The 16,502-nt window shown below is 38.9% G+C and carries 17 protein-coding genes; 4 read left to right on the top strand and 13 right to left on the bottom strand.

Annotated elements, in window-relative coordinates; all coding sequences use genetic code 11:
- Positions 1 to 7: 7 nt before the first annotated feature.
- From ACYQ35_RS03230 to ACYQ35_RS03215, 4 genes are all read right to left on the bottom strand, one after another.
- On the bottom strand, positions 8 to 1,528 hold the full coding sequence (locus ACYQ35_RS03230) for an L-threonylcarbamoyladenylate synthase (protein WP_459830233.1): 1,521 nt from the start codon (positions 1,526 to 1,528) through the stop codon (positions 8 to 10).
- A gap of 46 nt (positions 1,529 to 1,574) precedes the next feature.
- Entirely contained in the window at positions 1,575 to 2,249 is a 675-nt protein-coding gene (locus ACYQ35_RS03225) for an N-acetylmuramoyl-L-alanine amidase (protein WP_009461838.1), read from the bottom strand.
- Between the two features lie 53 nt (positions 2,250 to 2,302).
- Positions 2,303 to 4,114: a glycosyl hydrolase family 18 protein gene (locus ACYQ35_RS03220; RefSeq protein WP_459830231.1), complete on the bottom strand. Its 1,812-nt coding sequence runs from the start codon at positions 4,112 to 4,114 to the stop codon at positions 2,303 to 2,305.
- Between the two features lie 112 nt (positions 4,115 to 4,226).
- Complete coding sequence (locus tag ACYQ35_RS03215; RefSeq protein ID WP_009461842.1) at positions 4,227 to 4,448, bottom strand: hypothetical protein; 222 nt, start codon at positions 4,446 to 4,448, stop codon at positions 4,227 to 4,229.
- 446 nt (positions 4,449 to 4,894) lie between these two features.
- Here ACYQ35_RS03215 and ACYQ35_RS03210 point away from each other — a divergent pair, with 446 nt between their 5' ends.
- Complete coding sequence (locus ACYQ35_RS03210; RefSeq protein ID WP_459830228.1) at positions 4,895 to 5,632, top strand: adaptor protein MecA; 738 nt, start codon at positions 4,895 to 4,897, stop codon at positions 5,630 to 5,632.
- A gap of 77 nt (positions 5,633 to 5,709) precedes the next feature.
- On the opposite strand, the gene ACYQ35_RS03205 is transcribed toward ACYQ35_RS03210, so the two are convergent.
- On the bottom strand, positions 5,710 to 5,907 hold the full coding sequence (locus ACYQ35_RS03205) for a DUF1858 domain-containing protein (protein WP_459830226.1): 198 nt from the start codon (positions 5,905 to 5,907) through the stop codon (positions 5,710 to 5,712).
- A 687-nt stretch (positions 5,908 to 6,594) separates the two neighbouring features.
- On the opposite strand from ACYQ35_RS03205, the gene ACYQ35_RS03200 reads away from it, so the two are divergent.
- Complete coding sequence (locus tag ACYQ35_RS03200; protein WP_009461848.1) at positions 6,595 to 6,999, top strand: Fur family transcriptional regulator; 405 nt, start codon at positions 6,595 to 6,597, stop codon at positions 6,997 to 6,999.
- A 103-nt stretch (positions 7,000 to 7,102) separates the two neighbouring features.
- Positions 7,103 to 7,645, top strand: a complete 543-nt coding sequence (locus tag ACYQ35_RS03195) for a rubredoxin-like domain-containing protein (protein ID WP_009461850.1) — start codon at positions 7,103 to 7,105, stop codon at positions 7,643 to 7,645.
- Positions 7,646 to 7,698: 53 nt separating this feature from the next.
- Here the strand turns inward: ACYQ35_RS03195 and ACYQ35_RS03190 are convergent, their stop codons facing one another.
- Positions 7,699 to 8,289 (bottom strand): ECF transporter S component, encoded by a 591-nt coding sequence (locus ACYQ35_RS03190; RefSeq protein ID WP_009461852.1) that lies wholly within the window; start codon positions 8,287 to 8,289, stop codon positions 7,699 to 7,701.
- A gap of 90 nt (positions 8,290 to 8,379) precedes the next feature.
- Positions 8,380 to 9,966, bottom strand: coding sequence for a DEAD/DEAH box helicase (locus ACYQ35_RS03185; protein WP_009461854.1), 1,587 nt, complete (start codon positions 9,964 to 9,966; stop codon positions 8,380 to 8,382).
- Between the two features lie 249 nt (positions 9,967 to 10,215).
- Between ACYQ35_RS03185 and trhA the strand changes: the two genes are divergently transcribed.
- Complete coding sequence (gene trhA, locus ACYQ35_RS03180) at positions 10,216 to 10,872, top strand: PAQR family membrane homeostasis protein TrhA (protein ID WP_459830355.1); 657 nt, start codon at positions 10,216 to 10,218, stop codon at positions 10,870 to 10,872.
- A 27-nt stretch (positions 10,873 to 10,899) separates the two neighbouring features.
- Here trhA and ACYQ35_RS03175 read toward each other — a convergent pair whose 3' ends face one another.
- From ACYQ35_RS03175 to ACYQ35_RS03150, 6 genes are all read right to left on the bottom strand, one after another.
- A complete protein-coding gene (locus ACYQ35_RS03175; protein WP_009461858.1) occupies positions 10,900 to 11,151 on the bottom strand; it encodes a GIY-YIG nuclease family protein in 252 nt (83 codons plus the stop codon).
- Between the two features lie 2 nt (positions 11,152 to 11,153).
- A complete protein-coding gene (locus tag ACYQ35_RS03170; RefSeq protein WP_009461860.1) occupies positions 11,154 to 11,432 on the bottom strand; it encodes a hypothetical protein in 279 nt (92 codons plus the stop codon).
- A 96-nt stretch (positions 11,433 to 11,528) separates the two neighbouring features.
- Positions 11,529 to 12,272: a M23 family metallopeptidase gene (locus ACYQ35_RS03165; RefSeq protein WP_009461862.1), complete on the bottom strand. Its 744-nt coding sequence runs from the start codon at positions 12,270 to 12,272 to the stop codon at positions 11,529 to 11,531.
- A gap of 42 nt (positions 12,273 to 12,314) precedes the next feature.
- A complete protein-coding gene (locus ACYQ35_RS03160) occupies positions 12,315 to 13,274 on the bottom strand; it encodes a SpoIID/LytB domain-containing protein (RefSeq protein WP_009461864.1) in 960 nt (319 codons plus the stop codon).
- A 79-nt stretch (positions 13,275 to 13,353) separates the two neighbouring features.
- The gene (locus ACYQ35_RS03155; RefSeq protein WP_459830219.1) at positions 13,354 to 14,019 is read right to left on the bottom strand and encodes a hypothetical protein; all 666 of its coding nucleotides are present in this window, start codon (positions 14,017 to 14,019) and stop codon (positions 13,354 to 13,356) included.
- 12 nt (positions 14,020 to 14,031) lie between these two features.
- On the bottom strand, positions 14,032 to 16,494 hold the full coding sequence (locus tag ACYQ35_RS03150; RefSeq protein WP_459830216.1) for a glycogen/starch/alpha-glucan phosphorylase: 2,463 nt from the start codon (positions 16,492 to 16,494) through the stop codon (positions 14,032 to 14,034).
- Positions 16,495 to 16,502 lie beyond the last annotated feature (8 nt).

The raw sequence follows: 16,502 nt of genomic DNA, 5'->3' as shown, positions 1-16,502 counted from the left end.
CATATTCCTATTTCCTTGCTTCTGCATTTAATTTTTCTGCAAGTTTTTCTATCATTTCTTTTAATATTTCAAAAGACTTGCCATATTCCACCAACGGCTGCCCGTAGGCTGATGGCACTTCTTTATCAATCTCCACATATTCTCCCAATGTATAAACATGTTTTACATACTCATAATCGGTAACAATTTTCCATTTCTGGTTCTCCTCAAGTGTCAGAACAAGTGTATCCTCGTCTAAGTCCGCCTCACTAAAGGCAACTGCCTCATGGCCTTCCAGTGTCATCTGCTGACTTTTCATAATGGCCTCCGCCTTCTGATTTGCCGGTTCCGGAAACAGTACGATCATTCCCCTTGACTCTATATCATACTCCTGAATCAAATCATGATTTCTCAATAATTCCGCCGCCATTGGCCCTCTGCTGTTGTCACTTTTGCTGACAAAGACAACTCTTCTGAACTTCTGCTTCGACGCAATCTCATTGGCATCAATAATCTGATGTCCCGCTGCTTTCTCCAATCGGTTCATAATTGCGCTTCCGATTCCGTCAACAGAAAAAGATTCACTGTAAATACAATCTACATTTTCATCATCGAACTCTCTCAACACTTTATATAAATTTTTGGCAATGGAACTTTGATTTTCTCTTGTTCCTATCGGCTTAATCAGCCCTGCCGTATATTGAGGGGCAGTCTCCGTGCTGGCAATAATACCTACCTTTTTTCCTTTTTTTGTCTTCTCATAAGCAAGTTGTTTAATTGCATGCACTTCGTCTTTCAGTGTTCCCTGCACAATCTTCAACTGCGCTTTCGGTGCATAGTGACGGTACTTCATTCCCGGCGCTTTCGGCGCTTCACTCGTCTCCTCACCGAGAAGTGTCTTATCCACCTGCACTTCCCCAATGACTTCCTCAAGCATTCTCTGGGTCACCGCCCCCGGTCTTAAAATCATCGGCGGCTCTGCCGTCATATCCACAATCGTCGATTCCACGCCGATATCCACACTTCCCCCGTCCAAAATCATGTCAATCCTTCCGCTCATGTCTTCCTCAACATGTTTTGCCGTTGTTGGACTTGGACGTCCCGAAGTGTTAGCGCTTGGGGCAGAAATATATCCTCCCCCTTCTAAAATCAATTCCCGCGCAATTATATCATCAGGCATACGGACAGCAACCGTGTCCAATCCGCCTGTCGTTCCGTATGGTACTATATCCGACTTCTCAAAAATCATTGTAAGCGGGCCCGGCCAAAATACTTCCGCCAGATCCATTGCCTTCTTAGAGATATTCTGAACAATCTTATTCAGATGGCTGATGTCTGCGATATGAATAATCAGAGGATTATCCGAAGGTCTGCCTTTTGCCTCATACGTTTTCTTTGCCGCCTCCTCGTCGAGTGCATTTGCCCCAAGTCCATATACCGTTTCCGTTGGGAAGGCAACTAAACCTCCTTCTTGTATAATTTTTCCTGCCTGCTCTATGACTTCTTTCTCTATTTGGTTTTTGTCTACTTTTGTTATTATTGTTTTCATAACTTTTATTATACCATTATTGCCCTGAAAAAAAAACCCACAGTATCTATTCCTCTTGTTTTTGTAAAATATGTATAATACCATCACAGATAACCTGTGCTACTTTCTCCTGATATTCTTTTGTAGAAAGTTTCTCCGCCTCCTCCCAGTTGCTCAAAAATCCGCATTCCACAATAATTGTAGGGACTTCCGTCTTTCTCAACATGTAATATGTATTATTTCCCTTACAAACTCTTTTATTCTCCTTATCAAACAGACGAAACATCTCCTGCATTACTTCTGCAGCCTCTTTTCCCTCTTTAGAGTGTGTAAAATAAAAAACCTGAGCCCCCTTCACCGACTCCTGCGTATAACTGTTCTGATGAATACTGACTGCAAGATTCGGTTTTGTATTGTTAATTCGTTTTACCCTCTCCTTCATATCGGCTATCTTTGTATCGCCTAACCCTTTATCCTCCCTTCTTGTCATCTTAACAATAATGTTTTGTTTTTTTAACTTCTTTTCCACTTTTTTTGCGATACTTAAATTTATGTCTTTTTCCTTTTTCTTGTTTATCCCTATTTTGCCGGGATCGGTATATCCATGCCCCGCGTCCAAAACAACAATACTTTTTCCTTTTTTTATCTGATTTCCCGATACATGGACACTCAATGTTTTTCCCATCAGAAACGATGCGCCAATCAGTACAACTGCCATCAATAATTTTGTTTTACGATACAAAAAAATCCCCTCTGTGACATTTATTGTTAAAATATATGCCACAGAGGGAATGTCTAATTTACATATTTTAAAATTAGTTCCCAAAGTCCCTGAGATTCAAAGCCCAGTTTCCAGACTGACGTACCCGCCAGTTTATTCGCTTTCATGACTTTTAATTTTTCTTCTATAGATTTTTCATCTTCCAGCCAAATCTTGTAGGTCGCGCCGTCTTTCTCCCATTGTGCATAGTTCTGACCTGTTTTGCTGTCCCATTTCGCTTCTGCACCAAACTGCTCAAGAACTTTGTCTGTTCTCTTCATGGAAACTGTTTCACTTGTTACTTTCGTGGAATATTTTCCCGCTTCCGTTCCCGCCTGCTCCGAAAGTTCTGCCTCCGTCTTTGGAACTTCTTTCCAAAGTCTTGTATACAGTGGCATCGCATTGATCACTTTACTTGCCGGAACGTCTTTCAGAGTCTCCTGAACGCCCTCCTTCACATATCCGATGGAGGCTACTGAACCACTCTCATATGAACCTGCAAAATGTTCATCATATCCCATGATAATAACATAATCTGCTACAATTCCCTGTTCTTTGCGGTGATAATGTGCATTATATCCCTTCGGTACATAGTTATCTACCGACAGGACAATACCGTTCTTTCTGCATTTCACGGACAATTCACGGATAAATTGGATATAATGTTCACCCGTCTTTTCGGCAACTGTCTCAAAGTCTACATTAATTCCGTCCAAGCCAACCTGAAGAGCCTCTGAAATCAACTGGTTTGTCAGATTCTCCCTGCTTGAAGTGCGGCTTAACAGTTCATGTGTCTCTTCTGAAGTTTTAATTCCCTCCTGATTTAGAGGATCAAAATTTCTTACCAGCCCCCATACTTCTATATTGGACTGATGTGCATAGTTCACATATTCGGAACTTGCGATGGAAGTAATGTTTCCCTTTGTATCCTTTACGCTGAACCATGTAGGTGAAAGTGTTGTAAGCCCCTTTGTATTGGCAATCATCTCCAGCACCTGATTATTCGCAGAACGCGAACTTACCTGATGCCATGCCATGTTGATTGTATAGTCCTTCTTAATGTTAGTAAACTTTTCTTCCTTAAATTCACGTTTATACGTCTTTGTCTTTTCGTCTTTCAGATCACTCTGCTTAATGTAACCGACAAAGCCGTCATTTGTGCGGACTTTTCTCCACTTTCCTTCTTTTTCAATAATTCTCACAACATCATCTGATTTTGTTTCCGTAAGAATAGGGCTCTTCACTCCTGCCCGCATACGAATCGCAGAATTATTTTTCGTTGTTGCCACTTTCGCGTCGCTCCAGTCACTCTGAATCACTATACGATTAGGGCTTTTATACATTTTATATTCTATATCCGTATATTTCTTTACAAAATCAAGCGCAATATATGCCGTACTTCCCTCTGTCTTGAGAATAACATACTCTTCACTTTTCTTCTCTTTTGACACTGCATATTCGCGACTTCCAACAGATACGGACACCATGTCATTTGGCAAAGTATACAATAAAAGATTCTCATTTGCGTCCCAATAAAATCCTTCGTTGACGTAATCTCTGACTGCAGAATATTCCAGATATAGCGTTCCGTCAATCATCTTGCCTTTCGGCTCTAAAATCTGATTATTCACTATTACCGCAAGCTGCTCTTCATTCGTAATACCATAATATTCTTTTCTATTCGCTTTTTTATCCGATGGACTGTATTTTTTCCACAATATAGTTCCACATAAAACAACCAGTGCCAGTATAATGAAAATACAAACTTTAATGAGCAAAGAACGTTGTCTTCTCTTTCGGGAATATCTTCTGCGCCTTATTTGTTCCCTTCTGTCTCTTTCGTTCATGACGCACCTCCTATTCCAGTACATTATAACAATTATTTCGGCATACGTCATTAACTATTTCGACAATTTTCGTCACATTAAAAGGTTTTGTCTTACGAGGGGTATTGTAATTCTATTCCACACTTTTAATCTCATGAAAATGAAGTTCTTCCATATGACCGTCTTTATCCCATATATAGTCCCGCATGTAGCCGCCGCTTTCTTTTACCATGTGTGCCGCTGCTATCTGCATCGGACTTGCACTTTCCCCATCTATGGACATGGGTACTCCGTATCTCTCATATTGTGACAACTCCGTAAACAGTTCCCGATATGCTTTATCTTCTTGCTCCATGTTATGACCCTTCTTTTCTTGTAACTATGGCCCTCCGATATTCCATAAGGATTGTGATATATTAAAATTATCTTCTGGGCTGGCAAGAAGACAGTACTTTAATTTACAGTTTCTCTTTTTTCTTTTTGTTATGTGTTGTCTTTTGCTGATATTTTGTCTGAAATGACAGATATTCTTCTTGATATTGTTTACAACAAATTACAGATAACTTTTAATATGACTCTTTAGACTATAAAAATAAGACTTCTTAATATTATTCCGAACATAAATCCCTCCTTCTTCTATATAAACATAGTTACATGGAAAGACTATCTTCTTGCACTCTCATTATAAATAGTAATATTTTCCTTTTCAAGTATTTTCTTTAAATTTCTTTACATATTTTTTGTTTTTGTTTATACTAATAATTGAGTAAATATTTTTATTTGCAGATAGGAAGTGATTATATGAAAATTGAAAAACTAAATGATAACCAAATTCGTTGTACGCTGACGCGTGCTGATTTAGCCGAGCGTGAACTCAAACTGAGTGAATTGGCTTATGGAACAGAAAAAGCAAAATCACTTTTCCAGGATATGATGCAACAGGCAGCATTTGAATTCGGATTTGAAGCGGACGATACCCCTCTTATGATTGAGGCAATCCCGGCTTCTTCTGATACAATTGTACTGATTATTACTAAAGTGGAAGACCCTGAAGAACTGGATACCCGCTTTTCCAAGTTTGCTCCCTCATCGTCGGGTGGAACGACCGGTAAAATGCAAAATGTTTTAGATAAATTAGAAGGTGCGGAAGAATTTCTTGATTTGCTTGGCAAAGTGAAGAAAGCAGTCTCTGAAAAACCGGAAATGGAAGAAACGGAATCCACGCCTGCTGACAGAAAGACAAAGAAAGATGTTCGTTTGTTTACATTTGCATCTTTGGACAATGTAATAGATGCTTCACATCTGCTTACAACAATGTACACAGGTGCAAATACTTTATATAAAGATCCTAAAGATGACCTTTACATTTTAGTTCTGTCGCAGTCCGGACATTCCGCAAGTGATTATAATAAAATCTGTAATATGCTTTCCGAATATGGTTCTTTTGAAAAAACCGGAAGTGCAACTTTGGCATATCTTGAGGAACATTGTGATACAATTATTGGCGGCAACGCCATACAGCAGTTGGCACTTATTTAACTTTAATTAACAAAAACCTGTCCACCATTTTGGTGTGACAGGTTTTTTGCGTATATGCAACTGCATAATCTTTTATATTAGTTTGCTGCTAAAAATGCGTTAATCTTCTCAACTAACAAATCTGCATCTAATCCGTGTACCATTGCTGCTTCTCCTAATGTTTCAGCCTGAGCAGACGGGCAACCAAGACAGTGCATTCCAATCTCCATGAGAATTGGTGCAACTTGAGGATTTGCTGCTAATAATTCACCGATTGTCATATCTTTTGAAATCATTGTACTTCCTCCTTTTTTTAACATGATACTCATTATAATACCTTTTTTTTGAATTAGCAATACTGAGTATTTATTCTCTTTGTCTCCCTCAAAATTGTATACACATTTTTACATGCTTTTTGATTACTCAATTGTCAAGTTGATTTTGTTAATTTTTCGACAAAATTAGAAATTTATTATTTCTACACAAAACGCCTGTTCTTTTTTTTACCCAAAATAATCCACATAATCCCCCTCATTTTATGTGGATAATGTGGATAACTTTGTGTAAAACTCAGTTTTCGACAATTTTCCTGCATATTTTCGTCATTCCTCGCGTGGATAACTTAAGGATAATGTTGGGATAGTTTTTCATAACTTTTTTACACGAAAATACCGTTTTCGACAAAATACTTTTAAATTGTGCATATTGTATAAGAATATTCTCTCCGTTTTCTTTTGCGTTTTTTTCCCGTTAAATCTATTCTTTCTTTAAAATATCCGTTTTCAGATAATGATTATTCCGTTTCCCTATAGAAAAAGATGATTTCTACGCATATTTTTTGTGTTCTCTTTGCAAAATATGAATATGTCTTTTTTAATTCCAACTAAAACAGATATTTTTATTGACATTTCTTCACTTCTTTTTTATTATACTTATAGTAACTATTATCATTATTGTTATTATTGTTTTGAAAGGAGGATTCTATGCCAGCATTAAAATATAGCCGACAGCGTGAATCCATCAAAGAGTACCTAATGAGTACGAAGGAACACCCTACTGCAGATATGGTGTATCTTCATGTGAAACAGGAATTTCCTAATATAAGTTTAGGGACTGTATATAGAAACCTTAATCTTTTAGCGGATATTGGAGAAATCATAAAAATTTCCACTTTAAACGGCGGTGACCGGTTTGACGGGACTACAACTCCACACTATCACTTTTTCTGTACGGATTGCGGTGCTGTCTTAGATTTGGATATGGATAATATAGAAACTATTAATCATATTGCCGGCAAAAACTTTGATGGAGAAATTGACACTCACAACATTACTTTTTACGGTCGTTGTGGAGACTGTGTAAAAAATGCAAAAGTTTTAAAAATGTGATTGACATTTAAAACTTAATGTGGTAAATTAATATCAGTAACAATTACTAATATTGATAACTAAAAAATAATAATAAATCAAAAAAGAAAAGGAGAGATTTAACATGAAAAAATTTGTATGTACAGTATGCGGTTATGTTTACGAAGGAGAGGCTGCTCCGGCAGAATGTCCACAGTGCCATGTAGGGGCTGAAAAATTCAAAGAAATGTCAGGAGAGAGAGAATGGGCAGCAGAACACGTTGTAGGTGTTGCTAAAGGTGTTAGTGAAGACATCGTTGCTGATTTAAGAGCAAACTTTGAAGGTGAATGTTCAGAAGTTGGTATGTATCTTGCAATGGCTAGAGTTGCTCACAGAGAAGGATATCCAGAAATCGGATTATACTGGGAAAAAGCAGCTTGGGAAGAAGCAGAACACGCTGCAAAATTTGCTGAATTATTAGGTGAAGTTGTAACAGACAGCACAAAGAAAAACCTTGAAATGAGAGTAGAAGCTGAAAACGGTGCTACAGCAGGTAAATTTGACCTTGCAAAACGTGCTAAAGCAGCTAACTTAGACGCTATCCATGATACAGTTCATGAAATGGCAAGAGACGAAGCTCGTCACGGAAAAGCATTTGAAGGACTTCTTAACAGATACTTTGGCTAAGAATAAAGAATTCGGGAGTGAATGTAAATTCACTCCCTTTTTTGTATTGAACTCTATTCTTTTACAATCACTCCGCTGCGGATTAAAACCGGTCTGAGGGCATTATATAAAAATGCTACTAAAATAATGGAAACAACAGCATTTACAAATGTTGTCACCGCACTTAATTTTGCCAGCACCTCTGCCATTTTTTGCGGTTGACCGAAAATGATCATTTTGTAAAAATAAGAAACAAGCGGATCAGCAATTATATTAAATCCTAACCCTGCCGCTGCCGCCAACGTACTCCATTTCAAAATATATTTCTTATCCGTACTCTGATTAATCTTTGCCACACGGTGTGCAACAAATCCTGTAATCAATCCGATGCACAATTTCAAAATAAATGTTTTCGGTGCAACCGTAATGTAAATCGGATCCATAATATCTGCTATTCCCATGCCGATTGCCCCTGCCAGACCTCCGTACACACCACCAAGCATCAGCGCTGCCAAAACACAAACCGCATTTCCCAAATGCAATGATGATGCATCTCCTCCCGGTGTCGGTATTTTTATCTGCAGAAATGTAAATACGACAAAGCAAAGTGCCGCCATAACCGCCGTCTGTGAAATTTTCATTAATGTGCTCTTTTTCTTATTCATTCTTTTTCACTCCTTTATTAGAATGAATACATATTAGCACATATCTGGATTTATCAAAACCGCCAGTTATTACATTTTTAACCATGCCAGTTATTTCTGATTTGCAGGTTCGATGACAATGGTTTTTCCTTTAATTTTTACATTTTTCATTGCCAGCAATACGTCTTTCGCGTATTCTCTCGGCACTTCTACGAATGTATATTTGTCAAACATGTCAATTGTTCCAATAAGTTTTCCCGGCATTCCCGTTTCGCCTGCCAAAGCACCCAAAATGTCTCCCGGTTTTGCCTTCTGTTTTTTACCGATATTGATAAATAATCTTACCATTCCCGGTTCTTCCGCTCCTGTATCGCCAAAGTCCATTTCTTCCTGTTCTTCTTCGGAAGTCATTCCGGTGCACATTTTTAAGAATGCAGCCGCCATATCCATTGCCGTATAGTCAGAATCGTTTACTCTTTCCTGAATTGCATTTATCATTAAAGTTAAATCTTCGTTTACGATAATCTGGTCGATGTCGTCCAAAATATTTTCCATTTTTGTTGTGGCAACATCATTTAACGACGGTACTTTCTGCGCATAAATTTTTGTTTTGCAGTAGCGCTGTATCTCTTTTAATTTATAAACCTCTTTTCCCGATACGAAAGAGAATGAACGTCCTACTCGCCCTGCACGCCCCGTTCTTCCGATTCGGTGTACATAGTATTCATCGTCCTGCGGCAAATCATAATTAAATACTGCTTCCACTTCGTCCACATCAATTCCTCTGGCTGCGACATCTGTCGCCACCAAAATATCCGTTTTCCCGCTGCGGAATCCCTGCATCACACGGTCGCGCTGTACCTGTTTCATGTCTCCATGCAGTCCTGCGGCAAAATATCCGCGCCCCAAAAGAGAAGTCACAAGCAAATCCACCTGTTTTTTCGTGTTGCAGAATACGACAGAGAGTTTCGGTGTGTAAATATCCAGAAGACGTGCCAGAACTTCCTCTTTGTTTTTTGGTTTGACTTCATAATAAAACTGTTCGATATTCGGAACGGTCAGTTCTTTTTTTGTTACTTTAATTACCTCTGCTTTTTTCTGGAATTTTTTTGTGATTTCCATAATTGCTTTCGGCATTGTTGCGGAGAAAAGAACTGTCTGTCGTTCTTCCGGAACTCCCTCCAAAATCGTTTCAATATCCTCACGGAATCCCATGTTTAACATCTCGTCCGCCTCATCAAGCACAACCGTATGCACCTGCTCCATTTTGATCGTTTTTCTTCGCATATGATCCATGACACGCCCCGGTGTTCCGATAATGATTTGTGTTCCGTTTTTCAGAGAACGAATCTGCTTAACAATCTCCTGTCCCCCATAAATTGGAAGCACCTTTATTCCATGCATATATTTTGCCAGATTTCTGATTTCATCGGCCACCTGAATTGCAAGTTCTCTCGTCGGACAAAGCACGATTCCCTGCAATTTTTTGTTTTTAGGGTTTACCTTCTGTAAAAGCGGAATGCCAAATGCCGCCGTTTTCCCTGTTCCTGTCTGTGCCTGCCCGATAATATCTTTTCCTTCTAAAATAACAGGAATTGCCTTTGCCTGAATAGGAGACGCCTCCTCAAATCCCATATATTTTACTGCCTTTTGAATTTCCGGACAAATCCCCAACTGCTCAAATTTTATATTTTCCATCTATTATTCCCTTCTACAATCATAATTTTCTATGTATCCAAAAAAATACCCTTCACTCGTCATAAGTAAAGGGTACTCACAAAGCACTGTCGACTATCATAACAGAATCACTTCTGTTTGTCAAATTTTTATAAAATTTCCTTTTTTTCTTGATATATAGGTATATTTGGTGTAGTATTTGAATATGCTTAATGTAGTATTTAATACTACTTGTATTTTTTTATTGATTAGGAGGGAGTATTTATGTTGATGAAAGCGAAAAAATTAAAAGATCCGGCAAGCGCCATTACACATTTTATCGGTATGGTTGCTGCAATCATCGCAGCCGCACCACTTTTATTTAGGGCATGGCATAAACCTGATAAAATATATTTTGTTTCTTTTGCGGTATATATTATAAGCGTTATTCTTCTCTATACGGCGAGTACGGCGTATCACTCTTTGGATATTTCAGAGAAGATAAATAAACGCCTGAAAAAATTTGACCACATGATGATTTCCGTTTTAATTGCAGGAAGTTATACGCCTATATGTTTGATTGCATTGAAAGGTAAGGTAGGATATACCCTCTTGGCAATCGTATGGGGAATCGCAATTTTGGGTATTCTGATTAAAGCATTTTGGATATATTGTCCGAAATGGTTTTCTTCCGTTCTATATATCGCAATGGGGTGGACCTGTGTCCTTGCTTTTCCGCAGATTTATCACACTCTGTCTACACCGGCTTTTATATGGCTTTTAGTTGGAGGAATTATTTATACAATCGGCGGAGTGATTTACGGATTGAAACTGCCTATATTTAATAAGAAACATCACAACTTCGGCAGCCACGAAATTTTCCACCTGTTTGTTATGGGCGGAACTGCCTGCCATTTTGTTGTCATGTATGTGTATCTGCTCGGATAACCATTTAACATAATAGACGGGAGAACTCTAAACGCTTCTCCCGTCTATTAATTTTTCTTTTTCTTTTCTTCGCATCTGCTTAATGGCGTATTCTCTTTTCATTGCCTCCTGCTTTGTCGGGAACGTTTCATAATATACTAAAGTAACCGGCGTTCTCGTCTTCGTATATTTTGCCCCTTTTCCTTCATTGTGGCTCTGTATTCTTTTCTCCAGGTCATTTGTCCAGCCCGTATATAAAGTACCGTCACTGCATCGGACAATGTATGTATAGTTTTCCATCTCTACTGCAAATCCTCTTGGCTTATTTCAATAGATGGATAGTGGGATAAAGTTGTCAAATCTACGTTCAGAGGAACACTATACACCATATAAAATTTTTCCGGATACTTTTCTGATAATTCCTTTATTTTCTCTTCCGCAATTTCCTTATTCTCTGTCGCATACACAACAGACACCACCCCTGTTTTCCTGCTTTCTGCTTCTTCTACTTCTCCACACAAAATCAATTTTAGCGGAGCAGTTCCATTAAGTCCCATAGAAATATAATCTTTTTCGTCCATACTCTTTTCCTCCTTTTTCTCTTTATTATACTCTCCATTTCCCATATATCAAGCAAAAAACAGGGCTTGCGCCCTCCCGCTCAAGCCCCGCCTCTTCTACTCTCCTAAAAAATCATTTGGATTTATCGGCTGTCCGTCCTTTCTCATCTCAAAATAAAGATTGCAGCCTTCCACACTGTAATATTTTGTCGGTTCACTTAAATATCCTAAAACGGTTTTTGCCTCCACCGTATCACCCACATGAACCGGAACTTCTTTTAACTGCCCGTAAATTGCTTCATAGCCGTTTCCCATATCCACCGTAACTGTTGTCCCTGTCTGGCTTGTGACGTCGATGGATTTTACCACTCCTCTTGCTACCGACATTACCTGAGTTCCTGCCGCACCCTTTATAATCATTGCCGGATTATATTTATACTGGTCTAATGTAGGGAAATAGACTGTTTTGTCCATACTGTAATTTAAAATAACTTCTCCATTTTCGATTGGCCACAAGATTAAATCCTTTTCACTGAATGAAAACTGCGATTTAACCGGCTGTTCTGCCACTACTTCCGGCTGCTCTTCCACCGTTTCTACCTGTTCCGTTACTTTTGGCTGTTCCTCAATCACATTTTGCTCTTTTTGTGGTGTATTGATAACCAAATCCTGTCCTCCGCCTGTACTTTCAATTTTTTCCTCTTTCTGTTTCTTCTCTACTTTTGCCAATTCCTTTTTCACTCCGGCTTTGTACTGATTGATGGTATATGTTCCAACCATGCCGATTACCGCCACAAAGCAAATCACAGCACCTATCGCCAGGCCATGTCCTCTTTTGGAAGGTCTTAAATTATTTTTCATTTTCATCACCTCTGACTTTATTTTTGCCAGAAAGCAACTGCCTTATTCTATATTTAATAAAATTTCAGCAACCTCCCTAATTTCCGTCCCCTCAAAAAAATACTGTAGAATTTCTTCATATGTTTTTCCTTCTTTTGCCATTTCATTTGCCGTATGCTGGCTCAATCCGATACCGTGTCCCACACCTTTTGTCGTGATTTTAAGCATTCCGTTGCTCTCCTGAAAAGAAAAACAACTGGAGGGAAGTTCCAATGCATTTCTAAATTCTTCCCCCGCATAAATATGTTTTCCAATCCGTACTTTTGTCACATACCCCGCCGTATCCGTCTGCTTTATCTCAAAATCTTCCTTCGTAAAAGGTTTCTCCGCCTCCTTTTTGTCCACCGCCGCAAGAAACGGCTGACAGTATTCCTTCACTTCCTCGTAAGATAACTCAAGTGTCTGCAACTGCCATTTGTTCTCTATATCCTTCGGACAGTCTTTTGTCTTTAAATAAGGATAGTTTTCTCCCCCTAACACTTCATTTCCATTTCGTGTTTTTCCGTTGCTTAGTTGATGAAAGGACGCCGATGCGGGTTTTCCTTTATAGAGAATGGCTTTCCCTTCTGTATCGCTGACCGCTTTTTTCAGTTTCTTATAAATTTTCCTGCCATTGTCCTTTCCCCATAACTTTTCCATGTCTCCCCGCGTCATATATTCCCCCGAAAAAACAACGTCCTTTTTCTCTTCTATTTTTCTGTATAGGTTTGTCCGTGTTATAATCGTCTGTACCTTTAACATTTCCTCATGGTAATCAGGTTGAATCTCTTTCGCTACCACTCCCGTCAGATACTCGTCCCATAATACCTTCTTTTCCATGTCTCCCACCTGCACTTTCACATAGAAAGGAGAGTTATCCCCATTTCCATCAATGGACTTTCCATTTATCAACACTGTAACAATATAAGGCAACAATAAAAAAGCAAAAAGTACGATACAGATTGTCCTACATTTCTTTTTCATACTCCCCTCCTTTTGAAGAACTTTTCTGCAAATAAAAAACACTGTGGTTTATCCTTAAGATATTCCACAGTGTTTAAAACTATTCCTCTTCTTCTATTGTCAACTGATTTTCCGCCATATTTTCTTTTGTATTCTGCTCCGCTCTCCTTCCGAAAATGAACATACAAACAGATTCATAAAATGGAATAATCATACTAAACACAGCGTGCAAAGTCGCCATATTTACTGTTGTATATCTCTCATAAATTTGGCGATTGATTAGAATTTCCAATCCTCCTTTAATCGCTGCATAAATAACAGAAATAATAATAACAAATACAAGAAAAACTACAAAAACCATGAGAAGTCCTGACATTTCCGAATTGGGTACATGGTATCCCATATAATCTCTCATGCGTGATTCTGCCGAAATCGCGCTGATTAAAATCGAAATAATCATGAAGAAATACATAACCGCAAAAATCACTCCGTAAATAATCGGTACAATCAGAAGCCATACCCCCGGTGACTTAATACTTCTTTTCTTCAGCGGAATTTCTCCACTTAATTCTCCATGAAAATACGTTCTCGCAAACGGTATAAATGCAAGCCATGAATTCGTTTTTCCCTGAGCTTTTCCCATTTTATACATTCCGATACCGCGAAAAATAAAACTGATTATCCAACCTAACAGGCACAATCCCAACACAACAAGATAAATTGCCAAGACCGTCACTGCAACCGTATCTGTCTCATTATAGTACATTCACATTCCTCCCTATACGTCAATCGTCACCTTATCCAGTTTCCAGATTTCATCTACATATTCCTGAATGGTTCTGTCTGATGTAAATTTACCACATGACGCCGTATTTAGCAATGCCATTTTTGACCATCTGTCTACATCTCTGTATGCTTTTTCCACTTCTTCCTGTGCTGCTGCATAACTTCTGAAGTCTTTCAAAATAAAATATGTGTCTGCACGGTCGCTGCTCTGTGTATTTAACAATGAATTATATAAATCTCTGTACATTTCGTGGTCGCCATTGGCGTATGTTCCATCTACCAACTGGTCGACAACACGTTTAATTTCCCAATCGCTGTTGTAAATATCCACCGGATTATAGCCGCCATAATTTTCATACTGAATAACTTCATCAGAACTTAATCCAAAAATAAAGGCATTTTCAATTCCGACTTCCTCCACGATTTCCACGTTTGCACCGTCCATTGTTCCGAGTGTGACAGCCCCGTTTAACATGAATTTCATATTTCCCGTGCCGGAAGCCTCTTTTGATGCTGTTGAAATCTGCTCGCTGACATCTGCCCCCGCAAAGATAAGTTCCGCATTGGACACACGATAGTCTTCGATAAAGACAACTTTTATCTTGCCGTTAATGCTTCTGTCATTGTTAATCACATCTGCCACAGAGTTAATTAATTTAATTGTCTGTTTTGCACGTTTATATCCTGCTGCCGCCTTTGCGCCAAAAATAAAAGTTCTCGGATAGAAAGAAAGTTCCGGGTGCTCTTTTATTTTATTGTACAAATACATGATATGCAGAATATTCAACAACTGACGCTTGTATTCATGAAGTCGTTTTACCTGCACATCAAAAATAGAACGGGGATCTACTTCAATTCCATTATGCTCTAAAATATATTTTGCAAGGCGTTCCTTGTTCCTGAACTTAATGTCCATGAATTTTTCTCTTTCTTTCACATCATCGGCAAGAGGTTTTAATTTTGCCATCTGTGAAAGATCTGTAATCCAGCCGTCACCGATATGTTTTGTCACCCAGCCTGCCAGCAGAGGATTTGCGTGAAGAAGAAATCTTCTCTGTGTGATTCCGTTTGTCTTGTTATTGAACTTCTCCGGCATCATCTCATAGAAGTCCTTTAACTCTTCATGTTTTAAGATTTCTGTATGAAGTCTTGCAACACCGTTTACCGAGTATCCCGCAACGATGGCGAGATGCGCCATTTTCACCTGACCGTCGTACAGGATAGCCATTTTACGAACTTTTTCCTCATTACCCGGATATTTTGCACGAATCTGTGCTACAAAACGGCGGTTGATTTCCTCCACAATCTGATATACTCGGGGAAGTAACCTTGAGAATAAGTCAATCGGCCATTTTTCCAACGCTTCCGCCATAATTGTATGGTTTGTATACGCACATGTTTTTGTTGTCACTTCCCATGCTTCGTCCCACTCTAGTCCCTGTTCGTCCATAAGCAGACGCATTAATTCTGCAACCGCCACGGTAGGGTGGGTATCATTCATCTGAATGGTTACTTTTTCATGGAACTTACGAACATCATCATGCTCTCTCAGATATTTCTCTATCGCCTCCTGCAAACTTGCAGAAATAAAGAAGTACTGTTGTTTTAAACGGAGTTCTTTTCCGGCATAGTGGTTGTCGTTCGGGTATAATACTTCCACTATCGTTTTCGCAAGATTTTCCTGCTCTACAGCCTTCTGATATTCTCCTCTGTCAAATGAGTCTAAATGAAAATCCGTAATCGCCTTCGCGTCCCAAATACGAAGTGTATTTACGATATTGTTATTGTATCCCACAATCGGCATATCGTATGGAATGGCGAGAACCGACTCATAATCTTCCTGAATAAACTCACTTCTTTTCGCTTTTTCGTTGTAGTTGATTCGGATATGTCCTCCGAAGCGGACTACTTTTGCGTACTCTTCTCTCCTGATTTCAAAAGGATTTCCTTCCTTTAACCAATCATCAGGAGTTTCCACCTGAAAACCGTTTTCGATTTTCTGTTTAAACATTCCGTAGTGATAACGGATACCGCAGCCGTAGGCTGCGTATCCCAAACTTGCAAGAGAATCGAGGAAGCAGGCTGCAAGACGCCCTAAGCCGCCGTTTCCAAGTGCCGCATCAGGTTCCTGGTCCTCAATAACATTTAAGTCGATTCCCATCTCATCTAACGCTTCTGCCACCTCTTTATAAGCAGTTAAGTTAATGATATTATTTCCTAACGCTCTTCCCATAAGGAACTCCATAGACATATAATATACTGTCTTAGGATCGTCTTTTTTGTACTGCTCCTGTGTCAAAAGCCATCTGTCGATAATCTCATCTTTCACTGCATAAGACACTGCCTGAAATAACTGTTGCTGACTCGCCTCGTCTATTGTTCTCCGATAAAGTCTTTTTACATTATTTTTCACTGTCTTTTGAAATTCTTCTTTATTAAACTTCTCCTGCCGCATTATAATCC

It is taken from the genome of Faecalimonas hominis, assembly GCF_054660755.1.
This window is presented reverse-complemented; position numbering and strand designations above follow the sequence as displayed.

Coding starts and splice junctions, on each gene's coding strand:
- ACYQ35_RS03230 (WP_459830233.1), bottom strand. CDS start 1,528: ATGAAAACAATAATAACAAAAGTAGACAAAAACCAAATAGAGAAAGAA.
- ACYQ35_RS03220 (WP_459830231.1), bottom strand. CDS start 4,114: ATGAACGAAAGAGACAGAAGGGAACAAATAAGGCGCAGAAGATATTCC.
- ACYQ35_RS03215 (WP_009461842.1), bottom strand. CDS start 4,448: ATGGAGCAAGAAGATAAAGCATATCGGGAACTGTTTACGGAGTTGTCA.
- ACYQ35_RS03210 (WP_459830228.1), top strand. CDS start 4,895: ATGAAAATTGAAAAACTAAATGATAACCAAATTCGTTGTACGCTGACG.
- ACYQ35_RS03205 (WP_459830226.1), bottom strand. CDS start 5,907: ATGATTTCAAAAGATATGACAATCGGTGAATTATTAGCAGCAAATCCT.
- ACYQ35_RS03200 (WP_009461848.1), top strand. CDS start 6,595: ATGCCAGCATTAAAATATAGCCGACAGCGTGAATCCATCAAAGAGTAC.
- ACYQ35_RS03195 (WP_009461850.1), top strand. CDS start 7,103: ATGAAAAAATTTGTATGTACAGTATGCGGTTATGTTTACGAAGGAGAG.
- ACYQ35_RS03190 (WP_009461852.1), bottom strand. CDS start 8,289: ATGAATAAGAAAAAGAGCACATTAATGAAAATTTCACAGACGGCGGTT.
- ACYQ35_RS03185 (WP_009461854.1), bottom strand. CDS start 9,966: ATGGAAAATATAAAATTTGAGCAGTTGGGGATTTGTCCGGAAATTCAA.
- trhA (WP_459830355.1), top strand. CDS start 10,216: ATGAAAGCGAAAAAATTAAAAGATCCGGCAAGCGCCATTACACATTTT.
- ACYQ35_RS03175 (WP_009461858.1), bottom strand. CDS start 11,151: ATGGAAAACTATACATACATTGTCCGATGCAGTGACGGTACTTTATAT.
- ACYQ35_RS03170 (WP_009461860.1), bottom strand. CDS start 11,432: ATGGACGAAAAAGATTATATTTCTATGGGACTTAATGGAACTGCTCCG.
- ACYQ35_RS03165 (WP_009461862.1), bottom strand. CDS start 12,272: ATGAAAAATAATTTAAGACCTTCCAAAAGAGGACATGGCCTGGCGATA.
- ACYQ35_RS03160 (WP_009461864.1), bottom strand. CDS start 13,274: ATGAAAAAGAAATGTAGGACAATCTGTATCGTACTTTTTGCTTTTTTA.
- ACYQ35_RS03155 (WP_459830219.1), bottom strand. CDS start 14,019: ATGTACTATAATGAGACAGATACGGTTGCAGTGACGGTCTTGGCAATT.
- ACYQ35_RS03150 (WP_459830216.1), bottom strand. CDS start 16,494: ATGCGGCAGGAGAAGTTTAATAAAGAAGAATTTCAAAAGACAGTGAAA.